The organism is Oculatella sp. FACHB-28 (assembly GCF_014696015.1).
In the GTDB taxonomy this organism is placed as follows: Bacteria; Cyanobacteriota; Cyanobacteriia; order Elainellales; family Elainellaceae; genus JAAUTN01.
This window is the reverse complement of record NZ_JACJPJ010000065.1, coordinates 108,963-127,000: the sequence shown is the minus strand read 5'-3', so window position 1 is coordinate 127,000 and position 18,038 is coordinate 108,963. Positions and strand designations below refer to the sequence as shown.

20 protein-coding genes are annotated in these 18,038 nt (G+C 49.1%); 13 read left to right on the top strand and 7 right to left on the bottom strand.

The features are described from left to right. The first annotated feature begins 165 nt into the window (after positions 1–165). A complete protein-coding gene (locus H6F88_RS14125; RefSeq protein ID WP_190643383.1) occupies positions 166–501 on the top strand; it encodes a transposase in 336 nt (111 codons plus the stop codon). Positions 502–513: 12 nt separating this feature from the next. On the opposite strand, the gene H6F88_RS14120 is transcribed toward H6F88_RS14125, so the two are convergent. From H6F88_RS14120 to H6F88_RS14110, 3 genes are all read right to left on the bottom strand, one after another. Beyond that, positions 514–1,296 carry a helix-turn-helix domain-containing protein gene (locus H6F88_RS14120; RefSeq protein WP_190643382.1) on the bottom strand — a complete coding sequence of 261 codons (783 nt, stop codon included), beginning with the start codon at positions 1,294–1,296 and terminating at the stop codon, positions 514–516. Between the two features lie 22 nt (positions 1,297–1,318). Continuing rightward, the gene (locus H6F88_RS14115) at positions 1,319–1,714 is read right to left on the bottom strand and encodes an AraC family transcriptional regulator (RefSeq protein WP_190643381.1); all 396 of its coding nucleotides are present in this window, start codon (positions 1,712–1,714) and stop codon (positions 1,319–1,321) included. Between the two features lie 93 nt (positions 1,715–1,807). Next, on the bottom strand, positions 1,808–2,212 hold the full coding sequence (locus H6F88_RS14110) for a hypothetical protein (RefSeq protein WP_190643380.1): 405 nt from the start codon (positions 2,210–2,212) through the stop codon (positions 1,808–1,810). 368 nt (positions 2,213–2,580) lie between these two features. On the opposite strand from H6F88_RS14110, the gene H6F88_RS14105 reads away from it, so the two are divergent. From H6F88_RS14105 to H6F88_RS14085, 5 genes are all read left to right on the top strand, one after another. After that, the gene (locus H6F88_RS14105) at positions 2,581–2,970 is read left to right on the top strand and encodes an EthD domain-containing protein (RefSeq protein ID WP_190643379.1); all 390 of its coding nucleotides are present in this window, start codon (positions 2,581–2,583) and stop codon (positions 2,968–2,970) included. Positions 2,971–3,262: 292 nt separating this feature from the next. Then, positions 3,263–3,628, top strand: coding sequence for a VOC family protein (locus H6F88_RS14100; RefSeq protein ID WP_190643378.1), 366 nt, complete (start codon positions 3,263–3,265; stop codon positions 3,626–3,628). Between the two features lie 470 nt (positions 3,629–4,098). Continuing rightward, on the top strand, positions 4,099–5,172 hold the full coding sequence (locus tag H6F88_RS14095) for a class I SAM-dependent methyltransferase (protein ID WP_190643377.1): 1,074 nt from the start codon (positions 4,099–4,101) through the stop codon (positions 5,170–5,172). Between the two features lie 307 nt (positions 5,173–5,479). Beyond that, the gene (locus H6F88_RS14090) at positions 5,480–5,950 is read left to right on the top strand and encodes a YbjN domain-containing protein (RefSeq protein WP_190643376.1); all 471 of its coding nucleotides are present in this window, start codon (positions 5,480–5,482) and stop codon (positions 5,948–5,950) included. Next, positions 5,950–6,666 carry a biotin/lipoate A/B protein ligase family protein gene (locus H6F88_RS14085; protein WP_190643375.1) on the top strand — a complete coding sequence of 239 codons (717 nt, stop codon included), beginning with the start codon at positions 5,950–5,952 and terminating at the stop codon, positions 6,664–6,666. The genes H6F88_RS14090 and H6F88_RS14085 overlap by 1 nt, the downstream gene beginning before the upstream one ends. A gap of 61 nt (positions 6,667–6,727) precedes the next feature. Here the strand turns inward: H6F88_RS14085 and H6F88_RS14080 are convergent, their stop codons facing one another. Both H6F88_RS14080 and psaK read right to left on the bottom strand, forming a co-directional pair. After that, positions 6,728–7,927 carry a site-2 protease family protein gene (locus H6F88_RS14080; protein WP_190643374.1) on the bottom strand — a complete coding sequence of 400 codons (1,200 nt, stop codon included), beginning with the start codon at positions 7,925–7,927 and terminating at the stop codon, positions 6,728–6,730. 244 nt (positions 7,928–8,171) lie between these two features. Continuing rightward, positions 8,172–8,438, bottom strand: a complete 267-nt coding sequence (gene psaK / locus H6F88_RS14075; RefSeq protein ID WP_190643373.1) for a photosystem I reaction center subunit PsaK — start codon at positions 8,436–8,438, stop codon at positions 8,172–8,174. A gap of 164 nt (positions 8,439–8,602) precedes the next feature. On the opposite strand from psaK, the gene H6F88_RS14070 reads away from it, so the two are divergent. Continuing rightward, positions 8,603–9,286 (top strand): phosphoribosylanthranilate isomerase, encoded by a 684-nt coding sequence (locus H6F88_RS14070; RefSeq protein ID WP_190643372.1) that lies wholly within the window; start codon positions 8,603–8,605, stop codon positions 9,284–9,286. Here the strand turns inward: H6F88_RS14070 and obgE are convergent. Continuing rightward, a complete protein-coding gene (gene obgE / locus H6F88_RS14065) occupies positions 9,269–10,333 on the bottom strand; it encodes a GTPase ObgE (RefSeq protein ID WP_190643371.1) in 1,065 nt (354 codons plus the stop codon). The two genes, H6F88_RS14070 and obgE, sit on opposite strands and share 18 nt — an antisense overlap. Before the next feature lie 238 nt (positions 10,334–10,571). On the opposite strand from obgE, the gene H6F88_RS14060 reads away from it, so the two are divergent. From H6F88_RS14060 to H6F88_RS14035, 6 genes are all read left to right on the top strand, one after another. Continuing rightward, complete coding sequence (locus H6F88_RS14060; RefSeq protein WP_190643370.1) at positions 10,572–11,828, top strand: glycoside hydrolase family 10 protein; 1,257 nt, start codon at positions 10,572–10,574, stop codon at positions 11,826–11,828. A 226-nt stretch (positions 11,829–12,054) separates the two neighbouring features. Beyond that, positions 12,055–12,243, top strand: coding sequence for a hypothetical protein (locus H6F88_RS14055; protein ID WP_190643369.1), 189 nt, complete (start codon positions 12,055–12,057; stop codon positions 12,241–12,243). A gap of 99 nt (positions 12,244–12,342) precedes the next feature. Next, positions 12,343–13,782: a PP2C family protein-serine/threonine phosphatase gene (locus tag H6F88_RS14050; protein ID WP_190643368.1), complete on the top strand. Its 1,440-nt coding sequence runs from the start codon at positions 12,343–12,345 to the stop codon at positions 13,780–13,782. Between the two features lie 146 nt (positions 13,783–13,928). Beyond that, on the top strand, positions 13,929–14,177 hold the full coding sequence (locus tag H6F88_RS14045; RefSeq protein WP_199314183.1) for a hypothetical protein: 249 nt from the start codon (positions 13,929–13,931) through the stop codon (positions 14,175–14,177). A gap of 101 nt (positions 14,178–14,278) precedes the next feature. After that, the gene (gene argH / locus H6F88_RS14040) at positions 14,279–15,676 is read left to right on the top strand and encodes an argininosuccinate lyase (protein WP_190643367.1); all 1,398 of its coding nucleotides are present in this window, start codon (positions 14,279–14,281) and stop codon (positions 15,674–15,676) included. 481 nt (positions 15,677–16,157) lie between these two features. Continuing rightward, positions 16,158–16,403, top strand: a complete 246-nt coding sequence (locus H6F88_RS14035) for a hypothetical protein (protein ID WP_190643366.1) — start codon at positions 16,158–16,160, stop codon at positions 16,401–16,403. A gap of 145 nt (positions 16,404–16,548) precedes the next feature. Here H6F88_RS14035 and H6F88_RS14030 read toward each other — a convergent pair whose 3' ends face one another. Then, positions 16,549–17,907 (bottom strand): hypothetical protein, encoded by a 1,359-nt coding sequence (locus H6F88_RS14030; protein WP_199333603.1) that lies wholly within the window; start codon positions 17,905–17,907, stop codon positions 16,549–16,551. Between the last annotated feature and the right edge of the window lie 131 nt (positions 17,908–18,038).

The window sequence follows — 18,038 nt, the reverse complement described above, 5'->3', positions numbered from 1 at the left end:
GATGAGCATCGCTTGGGGCTCAAACCCATTATTCGCAGAGGGTGGGCAAAGCGAGGACAACGCCCAAATGCGCTCGTGCATCATCGCTATCAATGGCTTTACTTGTAGGCGTTTGTTTGTCCTCATACCGGACAAAGCGAGTGGCTCATCCTACCCAGAGTAAGTGTGGCTTGGTTCAACCGAGCTTTGCAGGCGTTTGCTCAAGCAGTCGGAGCAGGAGCCAACAAACAGATCGTGCTGGTGATTGATGGAGCAGGTTGGCATCGAGCTAAGCAAGTTGTTGTACCAGAAGGCATTTATCTAGAATTTCTGCCTCCCTATTCTCCAGAACTGCAACCTGCTGAACGGTTATGGCAGTTGAGTGATGAACCACTAGTCAACCGCAAATTTGAGAACTTAGATGCCCTCGAAGAAACGTTAGCATCTCGTTGTCTTACTCTTTCAGCAATGCCAGACACCATTCGTGGACACACACTTTTCCATTGGTGGAAGGAGAAATAAAATAGTGTCACTTTACGATCCGGATTCCGTATCAGTGGGTGTGCAATGAGCAAATGCCCGAAAATCGTGAATAAAATGTGCCTGATCAAAGTAGCCGCAGGTAAATGCAATCTCCATCCAATCAACTTGCTTTTTACCTTTTAGCAGGTGGAGAACTTGCTGCAAGCGCTGCACCCGACAATACCGTTTAGGAGTTAATCCGACCTGATCGCGAAAGAGTTGGTTGAAGTGGCGATCGCTAAACCCGATTTGCTCCGTTACAGTTCTGACGGGGGAAATGGGCGATCGCTTGAACTCCCGTAAAGCAAAATCCACAGCAGGGCACCGTTCAGGTGACTGCACCATTGTTAGGAGAAACTGTTCCAGAACCAGGAAACGAGTTGATAACGTAGGTGTCTCCAATAGTTTTTCTCGCAATTCTGTGGCACGCCCCTGCCACAGTTCCTCTAGCGAGATAATTTGATTGTGCAACTCCCCAGCCGGAAGCTTAAAGTGTACTCCCATCGCCGCAACTCGCCGATCGTTGTTGATAATGAAGCCTTTAGAGTGAGCACCACAAATTCTCGTACCACTTGTGCTGCCACACTCCGCTCGACGGTGGGAGTCAAAAAGCGGAATCTTGTCTTCATGCAGATTGATCACCAGTTCCATTGAGCCAATCGGCAGGAGGCGCGATTGTGTTTCTGATGGGCTTTCTCCTACCCGAAACCACAGAAACTCGACAAACTGTGAGAGAAGAGGTTCCTTTAGAGTTGCACCACAGGACAATTTGGGCTGATAGGTCTGGTAAATCATACCTGCACTCAATTTACGCCTTCTAAAGGTTTCTAAATATCCTTGGGGTTACCCCTGTGGATTTGCGAAAAAGAGTAGTGAGATGGCTTTGGTTCTTAAAACCACACAGAAGAGCAACGTCGGCGATCGCCAGTTCTTTCTGCTGAAGCAACTGTTTTGCTCGTTCAATTCGCTGCTGCAACACAAACTGGTAGGGTGAGACACCCATTGATTGCTTAAACAATCGACAAAAATAATACTGGCTCATTCCAGTCAATTCAGCCAAATCTACCAGCTTAATGTCCTGATCGAGGTAAGTTTGAACATACTCCAAAACCTGACTCAATTTGCGTTGTGGCAATCCATCTTCATAGGCAGTGAGAGTTGATCGCACCGTTGAATACCGTTTGAGCAAGTGGACAGCAAGAGCTGTCCCCATCGCTTCACCATATAACCGCCCTGATGGGCAACCTGTTTCAAGCTCTGTTTTTAGAGCAAAGAGAATTTCTCGAATTAAAGGATCTTTTTGCCCTCAGTGCATCATCAGTTCTACCCGATCGGCATTCACCGACTCCTGAATAGTCTGAGCAACAAATTCTGGCTCCAAGGTCAAAGAGAGCACTTCCATTTCATCTTCCCAACGGATAGCGTGAAGATGCTGAAAGGGCGTGATACAAACATTTCCCGGCAACAACTGTTGACAATTAAATTTGCCATTGGCTTTTAATTCAACCTTTCTAGGTGTTTTCAGTTGCAGCGTGAGATGATGCCTGACTGCACAAACATCTGAAATATCCAGGGGCGGGAACTTAAGGTGCTCCAGCAAAATTCCATCCCACGCAGCCGTTCCACTCGACAGCAGGACAAATTCAGCAGGATGCTCAGCATCAGGTTTAACTTTAGCTTGACCACCAATTTCTCTCTGATGCAGAGACATAGTACTTTTTCTCCAAGCTAGAACACGCAGATTGTTATGGAGCAGATTAGACCAGCGATTATGGCAGCTAAAGGATTTTGAGAGAATTCAGCAAGAATTTGAAAAGAACGCAAAATTCTGGAAGAAGTGTACCGCCAAATCCATCACGATGGAAGCGACCCAAAACGGAATACAGCCGTCATGCCAAAAATTGTTCGATTGTTTGCCGTATTACAGAAAGGGTTAAAGGCGCAGGGTTAGTGTCTTTTCACTCGACCCAATTGTAGGAGCACATCAGCCCATGAAATCCAATCAACAAAACAGCAAAACTATCACCGCCGTTTCCTAAGGTGCGCCCCCTCCTTTAACCCATTGACCTGGAGAATTCTATGATCAAGTTTGTATACTGCATTCGTAAACAGGCTGGCTTGAGTGATGAAGAATTTCATACCTTCTGGCGAGATGTCCACGGTCCGTTTATTCGCAGTCTCGCTCAAACCTTGCAAGCAAAGAAGTACATTCAAAGCCACACGCTCAATACTCCCATTAATGCAGAGATCGCCAAGTCTCGCGGTCTGAATACGGCTATCTACGACGGCGTTACTGAGATTTGGTGGGAGAGTATGGACGATTTTTTAGCAGCAGTAAGTACTCCTGAGGGTCAAGCAGCAGCACAACAGTACATCACAGATCCGACCGTGGGTGAGGTGAATTTTGTTGACTTCTCCCAATCTTGCGCGTTTCTCACCGAAGAACATACTGTCTTTGACTTCTCCTAAAAATGTACCTCTGTGTGAAGCTCCAGACTTAGAAGCGATGCAGGCGATCGCCGCTTAGTTCCCAACGGCAAGCAGGTGTCTTAACATGTGAGATCCTGCCATTGAAACCACACCCCGGTTTAGCAGCGCTGTTTGCTAAACCGTAATTCCATCATTTGGAAACTCCACAGCGAACTTCTGATTGCACCAGACGATGCAATTGTTGGATACGATCAATCAGGGCCGCTTGCTAAACCAAACCAGCCTTCACCGATTGTTCGTCGTCTGTAGCAGTCCCTGTTCAGGAAGACCCATGCAAATTACCCACTATCTTCACGCAGCTATTCTAGTTTCTGACTTGGAGAAAGCCGAACACTTCTATGGCAACGTGTTGGGACTACCCAAGGTCGATCGCCAGCTTAAATATCCTGGAGCCTGGTATCAGGTAAGTAATACGCAAATTCACCTGATCGTCGATTCAACCTTTTCTAACGGTCTCCACAATGCCGAGAAATGGGGGCGCAACCACCACGTTGCCCTTGCAGTCGATGACCTACAGGCTGCTAAGGAGCATCTCAAAGCTTGTGGACTGGATGTACAAACGAGCGCATCGGGTCGGGCTGCATTATTTACTCACGATCCAGATGGCAATGTGATTGAGCTTACTGAGGCGAAATAGGTGTGGGCTTTTAAGGGCGATCGAAGGCACTGAGGGTAAACCCGGAACTACTAGCTCAGTGATTTCTTTCTGTACATCAAGAAATCGGGGGATATCCTGCTTTGTAAGATGCCCCCCGATTTTTAACTATTGAATTGGTTGAAGATCTAAAAGCAGAATTTTAAGAGCGAGATATTACTCCACCAAGGCGCGGGTGTTAAACAGAGCGTAAGTTGTCCCAACCATCATTACTGTCAGCACTGCAATTGAAATCATGAGAGGCACCCGAAGTTATCTAAGCTCATAGTTCACACGATTAGCTCTCAGGCTCTCAGATTCCTTGCTTAATTCCCTACGCTATATTGCTGAACCAGAGTAATTCTGAGGGTTCTATCTGTCTAACTTTCCATCCTAAGACGTGGAGAGTCCTGCAATTATTTCGTTACAATTATTCATAAGTAAACAATTGTTTTTTAATTTAGCGGTATCCCATGGCTGCACCTTTAGCTGCCCCTCTCACGAAACTGGCATATCAGACGTTTCAGCAAGGCAAAAGTTACTTTGGGCTGGCTCACAAGACTCTCAGTAGTCAGCTGTTGAGCTTAATCGCTCCACCTCGCGATCGCCAACCTAGTCCGCTTTCAGCTGACCTGCTGCTCAAAATCCAACGGCGACTCAACCAGTTACTCGAAACAGACTGGCAAGATGCGGAGCAAGGCATCTATCCTGAAAGTTTGCTGTTTGACAACCCCTGGGAAGATTTCTTCCGTTACTATCCTGCCCTCTGCCTGGATATGCCTCAGATTTGGGAGCGGGCCAACCAAAAACGTCATCAAGACTTTTCGACTCAAGTTAAAACCGAGGGTTATCCCAGCTATTACCTGCAAAACTTCCATCACCAGACAGATGGTTACTTGAGCGACATGTCTGCAAATTTGTATGACTTGCAGGTTGAGATCTTGTTCAATGGCTCTGCCGATGCAATGCGACGGCGGATTTTGGCTCCGCTCAAGCGGGGATTGGAGCAGTTTACCCAAACTCCTCCTCATCAAATTCGAGTGTTAGACGTAGCTTGCGGGACTGGGCGTACACTGCGGCTAATTCGTGGCATGTTGCCCGATGCGTCTCTGTTTGGCACAGATCTGTCACCTGCCTATTTGCGTAAAGCCAATCAGCTTTTGTCTCAGAATCCTGGAGAGCTACCTCAATTGCTTCAGGCAAACGCTGAAGAGCTGCCTTACCTGGACAATTATTTCCACGCAGTAACCTCTGTTTTCCTGTTCCATGAGTTGCCGCCTGCAGTTCGTCAACGGGTAATTGAGCAGGCTTTTCGGGTCGTGCAACCTGGTGGTGTGTTTGTCATTTGTGACTCGATTCAGGTCAGTGATTCACCTGATTTAATGTCACTCATGGAAGGATTTCCAGATATGTTCCATGAGCCCTACTATCGTCATTACACCACTGATGACATGGTTGGGCGGTTGGAGCAGGTAGGATTTGTAGGTATTACCACTGAAGTTCACTTTATGAGTAAGTACTGGATTGCTCGTAAGCCAGCTTCCTAAGGGCTGTGTCTCTCCCTAAGTTGTCCCTATGCAACTTCGACGAAGATAAGTCCACATGAGGAGCGTGAGCCGAGTTCATGCTTCTCATGTAGACCATTGGAAAAAACGTCCCAAGCGTTTTTCACCTTAGTTAGAGCAGGAATGAGGCATTCTTCCTAAGGGAAAACGTAAAAAAATTCGCAGAGCTAAGGTTGATAGAGCTGACAAAGGCTAGAGTTGGGATGGGTGCAGTTGATGCAAGTTTGTATTAACCTGAGCCTTTTTTAGTTTTTCAGCTTAGCTATTTGGTACAAGGGAAACGCTGATTATGACAACTTACAGACCTCCCGAATCTGACACTGACCAGAGTCTTGTTAGCGAAGATCTGGTGACAGCTAACCATCTAGAGGTAATTGAGACCGTTATCTCTAGCTTGCAAGAAGACCAGAGTGCAATGGTGAGTCAGAGTGAGCAGGGTCATCTGTGGAAGTTTCAGTATGGAACCGTTGAAGTATTTGTGCAGTTGACTGGGTTAACGGACGAAGATACTTTTACGGTTTGGGCGACGGTGTTAAAACTGCCCGCAAAAAACGAAGCGCAGTTGATGCAAAAGCTATTGAAGATGAATTGGTCGGATACCTTTGAGGCTCGTTTTAGCATTTTTGGTGACCAGGTGGTGGTGAATTCTACCCGGACGGTGGCTGAGTTGTCGCCTGGTGAGGTGTCTCGGAATATTACGGTGGTAGCGACTGTTGCCAACGATAATGATGAGGCGCTTGTAGCTGAGTTTGGCGGTTAATGGCGATCGCCTCCCATTGGCGATTGATCCCGCCACTTGAGGCACCTGGCAAAATTCAGATGGCGCTAGATCAATGGCTGCTGAGACAGCATCAGCTAGGGCTGCATCCACCCACGCTGAGGTTTTATACCTGGCTACCTGCGGCAATTTCGCTGGGCTATCATCAGCAGCGTTATCCTGCTCACTGGGAACAGTTGCATTGGCGAGACAAACCAATCGCCCTGGTGCGTCGTCCTACTGGTGGACGGGCGGTTTTGCACCAGGGCGATTTGACCTATGCGGTGATTGTTTCGGGCATTGCGGGTAGCCGAATTCAGGTTTATCAGGAAATTTGCCAATTTTTAATTCAGGGCTGGCGATCGCTTGGTGTAGAACTTCATTTCGGCGAAGCTGGACGTGGCTACATCCACAACCCCAACTGCTTTGGCACTGCCACCGGAGCCGACTTGGTTCTACCCGATGGGAAAAAGCTAATTGGTAGCGCTCAGCTTCACCGCAACGGAGCTACTCTTCAGCATGGCTCCATTCGCCTAAATCCTGATCCAGCTTTGTTTAAGCAAGTTTTTGAAGTTGAAGAGGCGATCGCTTCTCTCCCTTACGCAAAAGAAACCATTATCGAAGCATTGACGGCTTCAGCTCAGCAGTGCTTCAAAATTCACCTCACTCCACAGCCCCTCTCCCAGAAAGAATGGCAGGAGATTTTAGCTGAACCGTAAGCTTGCTTACTTCCCAAAGGTTGGGAACCAGTAAGCAACTAGCCCCTCACTCCTAACCCCTTCACTCAACCGCAGCCTTGGCGATCGCCTGAAGCTGTAACCCTGGTGGGTAAGCTCCTTCTTCCTTGATCCGGCGAATGATTGCCTCAGAAATTGGCACGTTGAGTCTGTCAGCAACCGCTCGAACGACATCCCCCCGGTCGATCACGCCAGCAACGGAGTCTGCGGGAGAAAGCACCGTAATTTGACGAAGAGATTGAGTTTCTAAGGTATCAATCACTTGCGTCAAAGGAGTTATCTCCTGCACCGTTGGAATTTCGGTTAAGGGATGCACGACGCTGTGTAAGGGTTGAGTTTCCCATTGACCACGCTCAACCGAACGCAAATCTCCAATGGAAACCATGCCCCGATAGCGACCATCCGAAGCAGCGTAGTAGACGATTAGGTCTGATTCTTCGTGCAAATATTTGTCTGCAAACTGGCGAATTGTCATGTCTGCGTCCGCTACGCGAAACTCACGGGTCATAGCGGTTACTGCGGTGAGACTAACCAGCGCTTCCTGCAAATCAACCACGCGACCGTAAGCACGAGCATTGCGAACTCCAAACCAACCCAACAGCGCCAGCCACAGCAAATCAAGTCGTCTATAGCTCAGGTAAGCCGTAATGCCAAAAATGACCGCTGCCCAACCTAACGCTTGTCCAGTTCTGGCAGACCAGCGAACGCCTTTGTGGCGACTTCCGGTCAGCTTCCAAACAGCTGCTTTGAGAACTTGACCCCCATCTAGAGGCAAGCCTGGAATCATGTTAAACAGCGCCAGAACTAGGTTAATACCTGCCAAATCAGACAAAACAGCAGCAAACGGCTCACTCAGTGGAGCAAACTGACTAATGAGTGTCAACAGTAAGAAGATTGCAAAACTAACAGATGGTCCAGCGATCGCCACCTGAAAAGCTTGCCCCGGCGTCTTTGACTCCTGGTCAATAGAGGCAACCCCACCAAACAGAAACAGGGTAATGGAGTTGACGATAATGCCTTGCGATCGCGCTACCAAACTATGTCCCAATTCATGCAGCAGCACCGACCCAAACAGCAATAATGCCATGACTAATCCGACAATCCAGGTTGCTGTCGGGCTAAGTTCGCCTCCTTGCAGCGACGAACCGTAAAAAAACGTTACCAGCGCCAGGATGAAGAACCATGACGAGTCAATCAGCAGCGGGATGCCCAATACAGAACCAATTTGCCAACCTGTTCTCATGCCACCTTCCTGACTCTGCCTACGGTGCCCATAGCGACGCACAATTTAAGGCACCAGGTTCAGGTAAACAGTACTAAGCCTTCGCCTGGGTCGCACCTTTCCTCAATCTTACTGAAAACAGGTCTGACGCAGCCGAGAGCAAAAATTGGCGATCGCTCCCAAATAAACAAGTAGGGGCAGTTCGCGAACTGCCCCTACAAGGATTTGTGGTTTATCCAAGTGGAAATGCTGTAAGTCGCAAACGCTAGAGCAGACCTGCGTTGCTTAATCCTAAAATGACTCCAGCTCCCAAAATATGACCAAAGCTGGCAGTTGCTAACAGTTCAGGAATGCCAAAGCCAGTAAACATAGCAGGCACTTCAACTGGAAGTGAAGGTCCAACGCCACGCTTTTGAATCGCATAGTAGCCAATGGCGATCGCAAGCAAATTGCAAACAATCATGACAATAGCCGTGTTAGCCGACCAGGGCGAGGTAGAAGCAACAGTCGTGAGTAAAGTAGAGTAAATCAAAACAAATCTCCTGTATTGCGTGTGTCGAACAAATTTTTAGAAGCAAAAGCTTTCGTCAGAAAAGCAATAGGATTATAAAAATCTGCCGAACCATAATTTACGGTTTGTTTTAAGAGTTAACAGTCGGCGCTTAATTTGACACAAAAGTACGTAATTTTAAGAATATGAGGATCAAAATCTGCGGCATCACCAAGCCAGACCAGGGAAAAGCGATCGCCCAAATGGGGGCAACCGCGCTTGGCTTTATGTGTGTGCCCCAATCTCCCCGCTACATTTCGCCTGAGCAAATTCGGCTGATAGTCGATCATCTGCCCGTCCACCCCCTGACTGGAGCATTAATTGATCGGGTTGGAGTGTTTGCGAATGCGACGTTGGTAGAAATTTGTCAGGTGGTGGCAATCGCCAATCTCAATGCGGTTCAGCTTCACGGCAGCGAGTCACCTGAGTTTTGCCAGCAGCTTCGAGCCGCCTTACCAGAAATTGAAATTCTTAAAGCTCTCCGAGTTCGCAGTTCAGAGACTCTGGCTGAAGCAAACGCTTACACGGACAGTATTGATGCGCTATTGCTCGACGCATACCACCCTAAACTGCTCGGTGGTACCGGAAAAACCTTAGATTGGTCGAGCTTGCAAAACTTCCGCCCGAATTGCTCTTGGCTTTTGGCAGGCGGGCTTACCCCCAGCAATGTGCGAGAGGCTCTCAACCAGGTTTTTCCTGACGGTATTGACCTTTCTAGCGGGGTGGAACATCTGCCGGGTGACAAAGACTTAGCCAAAGTTGCCCAATTGTTCGAGCAACTCAAACTGCACCATGTTGCTAACCTCCAGTCCCTAACCTCCAGCCCCTAGTTTCTCAGGCTCCAACACCATCTCATCTACCTCCGATTCCTCCAGCTCCTTCGCCTCCTCCAAGCACTGCCAAACCGTTTGAAGCAGAGAATCTAGTCCGATCCGGGCGACGGCTGAAATTTTGAATACAGTTGTTTGGCTCAGTTCTTCGAGTTCAGTGGCGATCGCTTCCAAGTCCTGCATTCCTGGCGTAACCGCGTCAATTTTGTTGAGCGCTAAAATTTGTGGGCGATCGGCTAAGCCCCGTCCGTATGCTTGAAGCTCTGCCTGAATTGTTTGATAAGCGCCGATCGGATCTTCGGACGTTGCGTCAATCAGGTGCAGCAAAACACGAGTTCGCTCAATGTGTCGGAGGAAATCGTGCCCCAAACCAGTACCCAGATGTGCGCCCTCAATCAATCCTGGAATGTCTGCAAAGACAGTACCATCTCCAGTCGGCTTTCGGACAACACCCAAATTTGGCACCAGCGTTGTGAAAGGATAGTCGGCAATTTTAGGACGGGCTGCTGACAAGGCAGAAATCAGCGTCGATTTTCCGGCATTGGGCAGTCCAATGATCCCGACTTCTGCCAGCAATTTTAGCTCTAGGCGAATCAACCGAGTTTCTCCTGGCAATCCCGGCAGCGCATGTTCTGGCGCTCGGTTACGATTGCTAAGAAAGTGCTTATTCCCCAGTCCACCTTTACCGCCTTTAGCAACATAGAGGGTTTGCCCAGGAGTGGTCAGATCCCCCAAAATTTCGTCTGTTTCTACGTTATACACAACTGTGCCGCAAGGTACTTCAATTAGGCGATCGCTCCCTGCCCCGCCTGTCATATTCTTAGGTCCGCCCCGTTCTCCATTCTCCGCCTTAAACCGATGGGCGTATCTGAAGTCCAACAGCGTTTGCAAATGCTCAACCGCCTGCAGAATCACTGAACCGCCATTGCCGCCATTCCCACCAGCAGGGCCACCAGCAGGCACATACTTCTCCCGACGGAAAGCGACTATTCCATCGCCGCCATCGCCCGCCTGAACCTCAATCTCCGCCTGATCAATAAATTGCATAACAATAACGTCTAACCAAAATGTCTAGCCAATCGCCCTTTCCTCAATCATAGGCAATCCCAACCACTCCCCAACCCCAATCCGTAACCTCTCAGTCCCAACTCCTCATTCCTCCAACCCCTACTTTGCAATTTCTGCTTCTTCCCAGGGAAAACTATTCACGGTTGGAGAAACCTGATGAATCGTCTGGGCGATCGCTCTCTAAAAGGGGCGATCGCCTACGCCCTACAATAAGCTCATGCGTCGAAAACTGCCTCGCTGGTTAACTTACCTCCTGAGTGCCGGATTGGCGCTCCTGGTCGTCACCCGTCCTGCAATTCCTCAAGCCATCTCCGCACCTTCCAGTGAAATTCGGGGCGTGTGGCTAACCAACGTTGCCAGCGGCGTGCTGTTTTTACCCCAAGGCGTGAGTCGAGCCGTCAATCAGCTTGCCCAGCTTAACTTCAACACGCTCTACCCAGTCGTCTGGAATCGCGGCTACACCACCTATCCCAGTTCCGTCACTCAGGCTGCCACTGGTGAAACTCAGCTTCCCCTGCTGCACTCAACGCGAATTGGACGCAGTTTACTGGCAACGTTTATCCAGCAGGGGCACCAGCGAAACCTGCGCGTTATTCCCTGGTTTGAATATGGGTTCATGGCTCCCAGGCGCTCATCTCTGGTAAAACGTCATCCTGAGTGGCTGACCCAATATAGGGATGGGAGCCAGGTCTTGAAAGCAGGCACCGCAGAATTGGGTTTACCCGACACCCCTGAGACGCTCTGGCAGTCTCGTCGTTCTAGACTACGCCAACTGGTGCGGCAACAGTCCAGCCATCAGCTAGTTTGGCTTAACCCACTCCACCCCCAGGTTCAGAAATTTTTGCTGGATCTGATTTTGGAAGTGGTAACCCGCTATGACGTAGACGGAATTCAGCTAGACGACCACTTTAGCTTGCCGGTTGAGCTAGGGTACGACCCCTTCACAGCCCAGCTTTACCGCCAGGAACACCAGGGCAACTCTCCTCCTGACGATCCTTTAGACGAAGAGTGGATGCGCTGGCGGGCTAACAAGCTAGGTGACTTTATGCGACGAATCTTTTTGGCAGTCAAAATTGCCAAGCCAAACTGCTTGATTTCACTCTCACCTAACTCACCCGGATTTGCCTATCGACACTATCTACAGGATTGGCAAACCTGGGTCAGACAGGGTTGGCTGGGAGAAGTGATCGTACAAACTTACCGGAATGACCTTGATCGCTTCGTTGCAGAGCTAGAGCAGCCCGCAATGCGAGAAATGCATCAGCTTGTGCCGATGGGAATCGGCATCTTAACAGGCACCTGGAATAATCCGATTGCGATCGCCCAAATTCAGCAGCAGGTTGAGGCGGTACGCGATCTGGGATTTGACGGCATTTCTTTCTTCTACTGGGAAAGCCTCTGGGGTTACATCACACCAGAACCACCTAGAGAGCGACGAAAGGGATTCCAGTCTCTCTTTTTGCCAACCGCTTAGGTCAGGGGCTACAAATCTTAAATTTCGCTCCTAATCTAGTTCTGATCGGCTATCAAACCTTTAAGGTTTTGCAAAACCTCAAAAAACCATCCCATCAACCTATTGGCAGAAGAAACAATTAGCGCTAAGAATAGCATTCATGTAGCAATTTCCGGCGGGCTGTGGCTCACACTCACAATTTACCTATCAGAAGTTGCTTCGTTCTCTTTCAACTTGAAACCGCTGATTGAACTGGCAATATCTACCAAATTTTTTCAGGCGATCGCTTTTAGGGTGTGGTTACCCCTACATCGAAGGAATTCACGTAGACAAGAAGTGGGTGGAAACTGGTACAAGTAATGCTGCGATCGCCGCCGCATTCGCTAAAATCTATATCCAAACATTCGACCCACTTTTAACAAGCGTAGAACTGTAAGTAGTGAGCGCTTATTTGCAAAGAATCCTGAATCTCTGTCCTCTATTCTTGTTTTATCGCAGACTATACTCTTCACCACCTGATTGAAATATTTCTCTAATGACTGCTGCTCCAATCCCACGACAGCCATCTCAACCTTCTGAACGCTCTGGCGGCACTGCTTCGCCAGACATTACGCCTGTTTTTGCGTTGAAAGAACTGGTGGCTCGCTTGCATCGGGAGCAAAACAAGATTCAGGATTTGCTCAGTTCTTTAGGATTTGCGCTACGTAGCTTCAACAATCTCAATCAGTTTTTAGAACTCACACCCCTGATTGCTAGCCGTGTCACCGATGCTGATGGGGGCGCTCTGGTGCTGTTCAAGCCCAATGGTCAAATGCGCTTGGAGCGGTTGCACTGTCAAGATACAAACCAGTGCCAGGATATTCGTAAGGCGTTAGAGGCAGCTACTCGTCAAATGACCGCTTCTGCACCTACGTCTGGAAAAACAGTTGCTCCGGCTCAAAGTCTAACGACTGCTTTAGATCATCAAGTCAGTCAATCTCTTGGCGCAAACGTGCAGCTTTTTGGTACGGCAATTCTGGTTAAGAATGCCGAACGAGGCAGGCTGTATGTGTTCAGTCGAGATCCAGAATATAGCTGGACGGAGACGCGCCAGAAGCTAGTCCGGCTGGTAGCTGACCAGACTGCCGTGGCGATCGAAAACGATGAACTGACTGTAGAACTACGGAAGAAAGAACGCCTGGATCGCGAGTTAGAAATTGGCGCAGAGATTCAGCTTCAGCTTCTGCCTCGGAGTTGTCCTAACATTGAGGGAATCGAGCTAGCAGCACGATGCCAAACGGCCAGTCGGGTCGGTGGTGACTACTACGACTTCATCCCAACGAACTACGACCAGATCCGTCCTCGCAAGACCGGGCGTAACGAAGCAGGACGATGGAGCCTGACAATTGGCGATGTCATGGGTAAGGGAGTTCCCGCAGGGTTGATCATGACTATGCTGCGGGGAATGTTGCGGGCTGAAGTGCTAAATGGTCACTCTCCTGCCCAGATTCTTCAGCACTTAAACCATGTGATGTATAGCGATTTAGAAAACTCAAATCGCTTCGTCACTCTGTTTTACTCGGAATACGATGTCACGACCCGAACGCTGTCTTACAGCAACGCGGCCCACAATCCGCCTTTGCTCTGGCAAGCCGCGACAGGCTCTATTAAGCGGTTAGACACGTTGGGAATGCTGATTGGGCTGGATATGGATACGCAATATCACGATGCTCAGGTGCAGCTTCATCCAGGGGACACCATTATTTACTACACGGATGGATTTACGGATGCAGCCAATCAGGGCGGCGATCGCTTTGATGAGGAGAATCTAACCCGTGTGTTTGACTGGGCTTGCCAAAATCACTATACGCCCCAGCAAATTCAAGATCATTTATTTGAGCAAGTGCAGCAGTTCGTGGGGGCAGACCACCGAACTGATGATGACATGACGCTGATCGTGATGCAGATTAAGCCCGATGGGGCGATCGCCAACTAGCCAAAGCAGTATCTTGAAGCTATATTTCTCCAGATTAAGCAGATTTAATTGAACTTGAGGCTTTACAACGGCTAAAAATCTGCGACGCTTATTGATGAGCAACTTTTGCTGCATCAATACAAGTTCTGTGTGAGGTTAGAGGGAGAATGTTACTAGTTCATTTAGCGCAGGATGCAACGACCTGGTTGGCTAGCGTGAGCGATTGGAGTGAGGTCTGGCAGGGCTACTGGCAGTCTCCAATTGACTGGAGCTTATTGGCTCAGCAGTTTGAAACGGACGTGTTTGCTGATTTTCGCAGTGCTTTCAACAACTTTATTGAATCTGGACAGGCTTGGGCGCTGGTCATTGGGCTAGTTCTGGGCTATCTTATCCGCAGTCTTACCTCTTACGGCTAAACAAAGCCTAAATGCCTATATTTAGAGCTAAATTCGGGAATAGGGTTTGATTGCTCACTGTCATCAAAAGTAGGACAGCTATTAACGGTAGGACAGCTAACTTGAGTAACGAATCTCAGCCACAGACCTGGAGTCAACGGTTTGAATCGGTGCTGCATCCGGCGATCGCCCGGTTTAATGCCAGCATCGAGTTTGATATTGCGCTGATCGAGTACGACATCACAGGCTCACAGGCTCATGCCACGATGCTGGCCCAGACTGGAATCATTTCCTCAGAAGAGGGAAGCCAGTTAGTTGCGGGTCTGGAGCAAATTCGGCAGGAATATCGCCAAGGGTTCTTTCACCCAGGCATTGACGCAGAAGATATTCACTTTGCCGTGGAGCGCAGGCTAACCGACATCCTGGGCGAGGTTGGCAAAAAGCTGCATACGGGGCGATCGCGCAATGACCAGGTTGGCACTGACACGCGACTTTATCTGCGCGACCAGATTCACCTCATTTGTCAACGGTTACGCCAGTTTCAGGGTGTGTTGCTAAACCTGGCAGAGCAACACATTGAAACCTTGATTCCTGGCTATACTCATCTCCAACGGGCCCAGCCTCTAAGTTTGGCACATCACTTGCTCGCCTATGTAGAGATGGCCGAGCGAGATTGTGAACGCTTGGGTGACGTATATAAGCGCACCAACATCTCGCCTCTGGGTAGCGGAGCGCTGGCAGGCACAACCTTTCCCATCGACCGCCATTACACTGCCGAACTGTTGGGCTTCGAGCGCGTCTATGCCAATAGTTTGGATGGGGTTAGCGATCGCGATTTTGCCGTCGAATTTCTCTGTGCCACTAGCCTGATCATGGTTCACCTCTCGCGCCTGTCAGAAGAGGTAATCTTATGGGCATCAGAAGAGTTTGGCTTTATCACCCTCAAAGATAGCTGCTCTACTGGCTCTAGCATCATGCCCCAAAAGAAAAACCCTGACGTGCCAGAATTGGTGCGAGGGAAGACAGGGCGAGTATTTGGACACCTTCAGGCAATGCTGGTGTTGATGAAAGGACTGCCGCTGGCTTACAACAAAGACTTGCAAGAAGACAAGGAAGCCTTGTTTGACGGCGTTAAGACCATACAGACTTGTCTGGAAGCTATGACAATTTTGTTTCAGGAAGGGCTAGAATTTCGGGTGCCTCGCCTGGCAGCAGCAGTTGCGGAAGACTTTTCTAATGCAACAGACGTGGCAGACTATTTGGCAACTAAAGGTGTACCTTTCCGAGAGGCCTATAATCTAGTTGGCAAGGTGGTCAAAACCAGTCTTGCTGCTGGAAAGCTGCTCAAAGACCTGACGATCGAGGAATGGCAGACGCTTCATCCGGCATTTGAGCCTGATATTTATGAGGCGATCGCCCCTCGTCAAGTTGTCGCTGCCCGCAACAGTTACGGCGGCACCGGCTTTGATCAGGTAAGGCAGGCAATTGCAGCAGCGCGATCGCGCTTAAGTGTCGAGTAACCAGATGCTCAGCCTATTGACAAGTCAGCGCTGTTGGTTCACCAACCAACAGCACTGAGTCTTATTGCTATCTCCAACTCTGGTTCTACCTAATTCCACGTAGAACGAAAGTTGGTGGCAGAGAAAATTTAAGCGATCGCCTCTATTTGCTTTTTCTTGATCTAAATTAAATTGAATTTACAACTTAGCTAAAGGGGGTTGCTTACAGTTCCCAGAGATTAACCCACCGCTCAACGTGTTCCTCGATACCAAAATTCTCTCAGTAAGTATCTTGCTTACGAAAGATTGTATAAGTAATCGTTAGGGTTAAAATCTGGTTAAGATTGGGTTAATAAAATACCCTCCCTTTAGTCGTGCATGAAGTTACATCCTTCAAGGTATGTCTCAGGCATTCTAGAAATGCGGTTTTAAGGCATACCCCTATAATGAAAAACCAATCGAAAAGCCTGAAAACTTTAATTTATGGGAGCAAATTGCAGCAATGGACGAACTTTCCAACTTTCTCTACCCCCACAGTCGCTACCACGGTGAAGTCAAGCCAGAAAACCTGGTCTTTAATGCCAACCTACAGGAATTTGCTCAGCGTGTAAGCCTCATTTCTAATCTTGAAACTGGCGGAAAACTCACCCCTATCGAGTCTTTTCAACAGATCGAGTTGCTCTGGAAAAAGCTTAAAGACTCCAAGAAACAGCTTGGTATCGGCAGGCAGAGAGACGAGCACGGCTAGAATGCTGAGGATGTCTTTACGCCGCAGGAGACATCCTCTTACAACCTTGTGATTTGTAATCCAATAAATAAAAATTTGAGCGTGAGAATTATGGTTCTCACGCTCAAATTTTTATGGTTTTTATCGCAATGCCTATGAGACGCTATCAGCCGGGATTAGACTGAGAGCTATTGTCTCGGCGCTTAATCGGTTTGGCGAGTGGTTCCCGACGTTGAGGGGGGGCTCCGACTGGCTTGTCTCCGCGTGAGGGACGCTGCCCTTCACGGCTACCTTCCCACCGCTTTTTGCCGTAGCCACCGGCCATCGGTCGTCCACCTTTGCGCCCCCCACCGCCTTTACTGTCCTGGCGTTTTTTGGGCGGGACTAAACCGATCATAGTGCCGTCTTGCACAACCAGCAGGTTCTCTTGCCGCTGTACCTGTAAATCCCAGAAATAGCCTACTGCTTTACCGGTTAGAACGCCCTCCAAGTTTAGCTTAAAGGCTCTGCCCTGACTGTCTCCGCGGCGGGGAGACTGCTGAATTTTGACGATTAGCCGCTGATCTTCCTGAGACTGAAACAGCACCTCACCACGAATGGAGAAGTAGCCATCTTCATGCCCCGGAGAATCGATCGCTGATGCATCCGCTTCAACTTGAGCGCTACCCGACAGAGCAGTTTCCTCAGTATTCGCAGGTTGCTCAGAACCTTCAACTTCAGAGCCTTCCACTTTATTCAATTTTTCAGGTTCCCAAACGCCCACAATCTGCACGTGTAGATTGGTATTTTTTTCTCGCGTCCGAGGATACACTACCCACAGATGAGGCTGCTCTAGGTCAACATGTTTTTTGACCAGGCTCATCACACGCCCTAACAGAACGGCATCAATTGCAGTCCCGTCCTCTGTATGCAAGAAGCCTCGGGTAAACTGCTCGTCCGAAGGTTCGTATCTTCCCCGCACCAGTCCGATCGCCCGATATTGCATCGGTTCGCTAGCAGGCGGAATCGGCTGCTGTCGCATGGATGCGATCTGGCTATCAACGTCTTCCGCATCATCGCCCTCAGAACTGATCTCAGATGCCTCGATCGGCAAGAGGTCTGGGGTTGGTGCTGACGCTGGTTTGGACACGGTTGAATCAGCCGCCGCAACTGAAGGTGCTGGCGCTGGCGCTGGCTTTGGAGGCATTAGCGGGGGAATTGCCTTGGGTTTTTCCTCTGATTCCAGATTTTCCTCTGACATTGCTTCTGAAGCATCTAAAACAGTAGGGGGAGCGCTTTCAAGGGTTGCGTTGGGCTGCTGATCCATATTATTCGTACTGGTTTCTGCTGAATTTGCAGGTTCAGGTGAAGGACTAGAAGCAGCCTGATTTTCAGGCTGCTCAGGGGAGGAAGCCGATTGAGATGAATTAGGGAACTGGTTCTGAGAAGGACTCACTAAAACCTCCTTGCGGTGGAAACCTGCCCGTCCACCATTAACCACTAAAGCAAGATACCAGTGCAGATTAAACACTAGGTTAGCATCCACACTAAACCTACCTTGCTAAAGAAATGAGGCTAGTGTTCGGTGACACCCAATTTGTTTATACGGGCGCGATCGCCATCGTCAGGGATTTTTATCGAGCAAGGTAGATGTAGTTAATCATGGCAGAATGACAG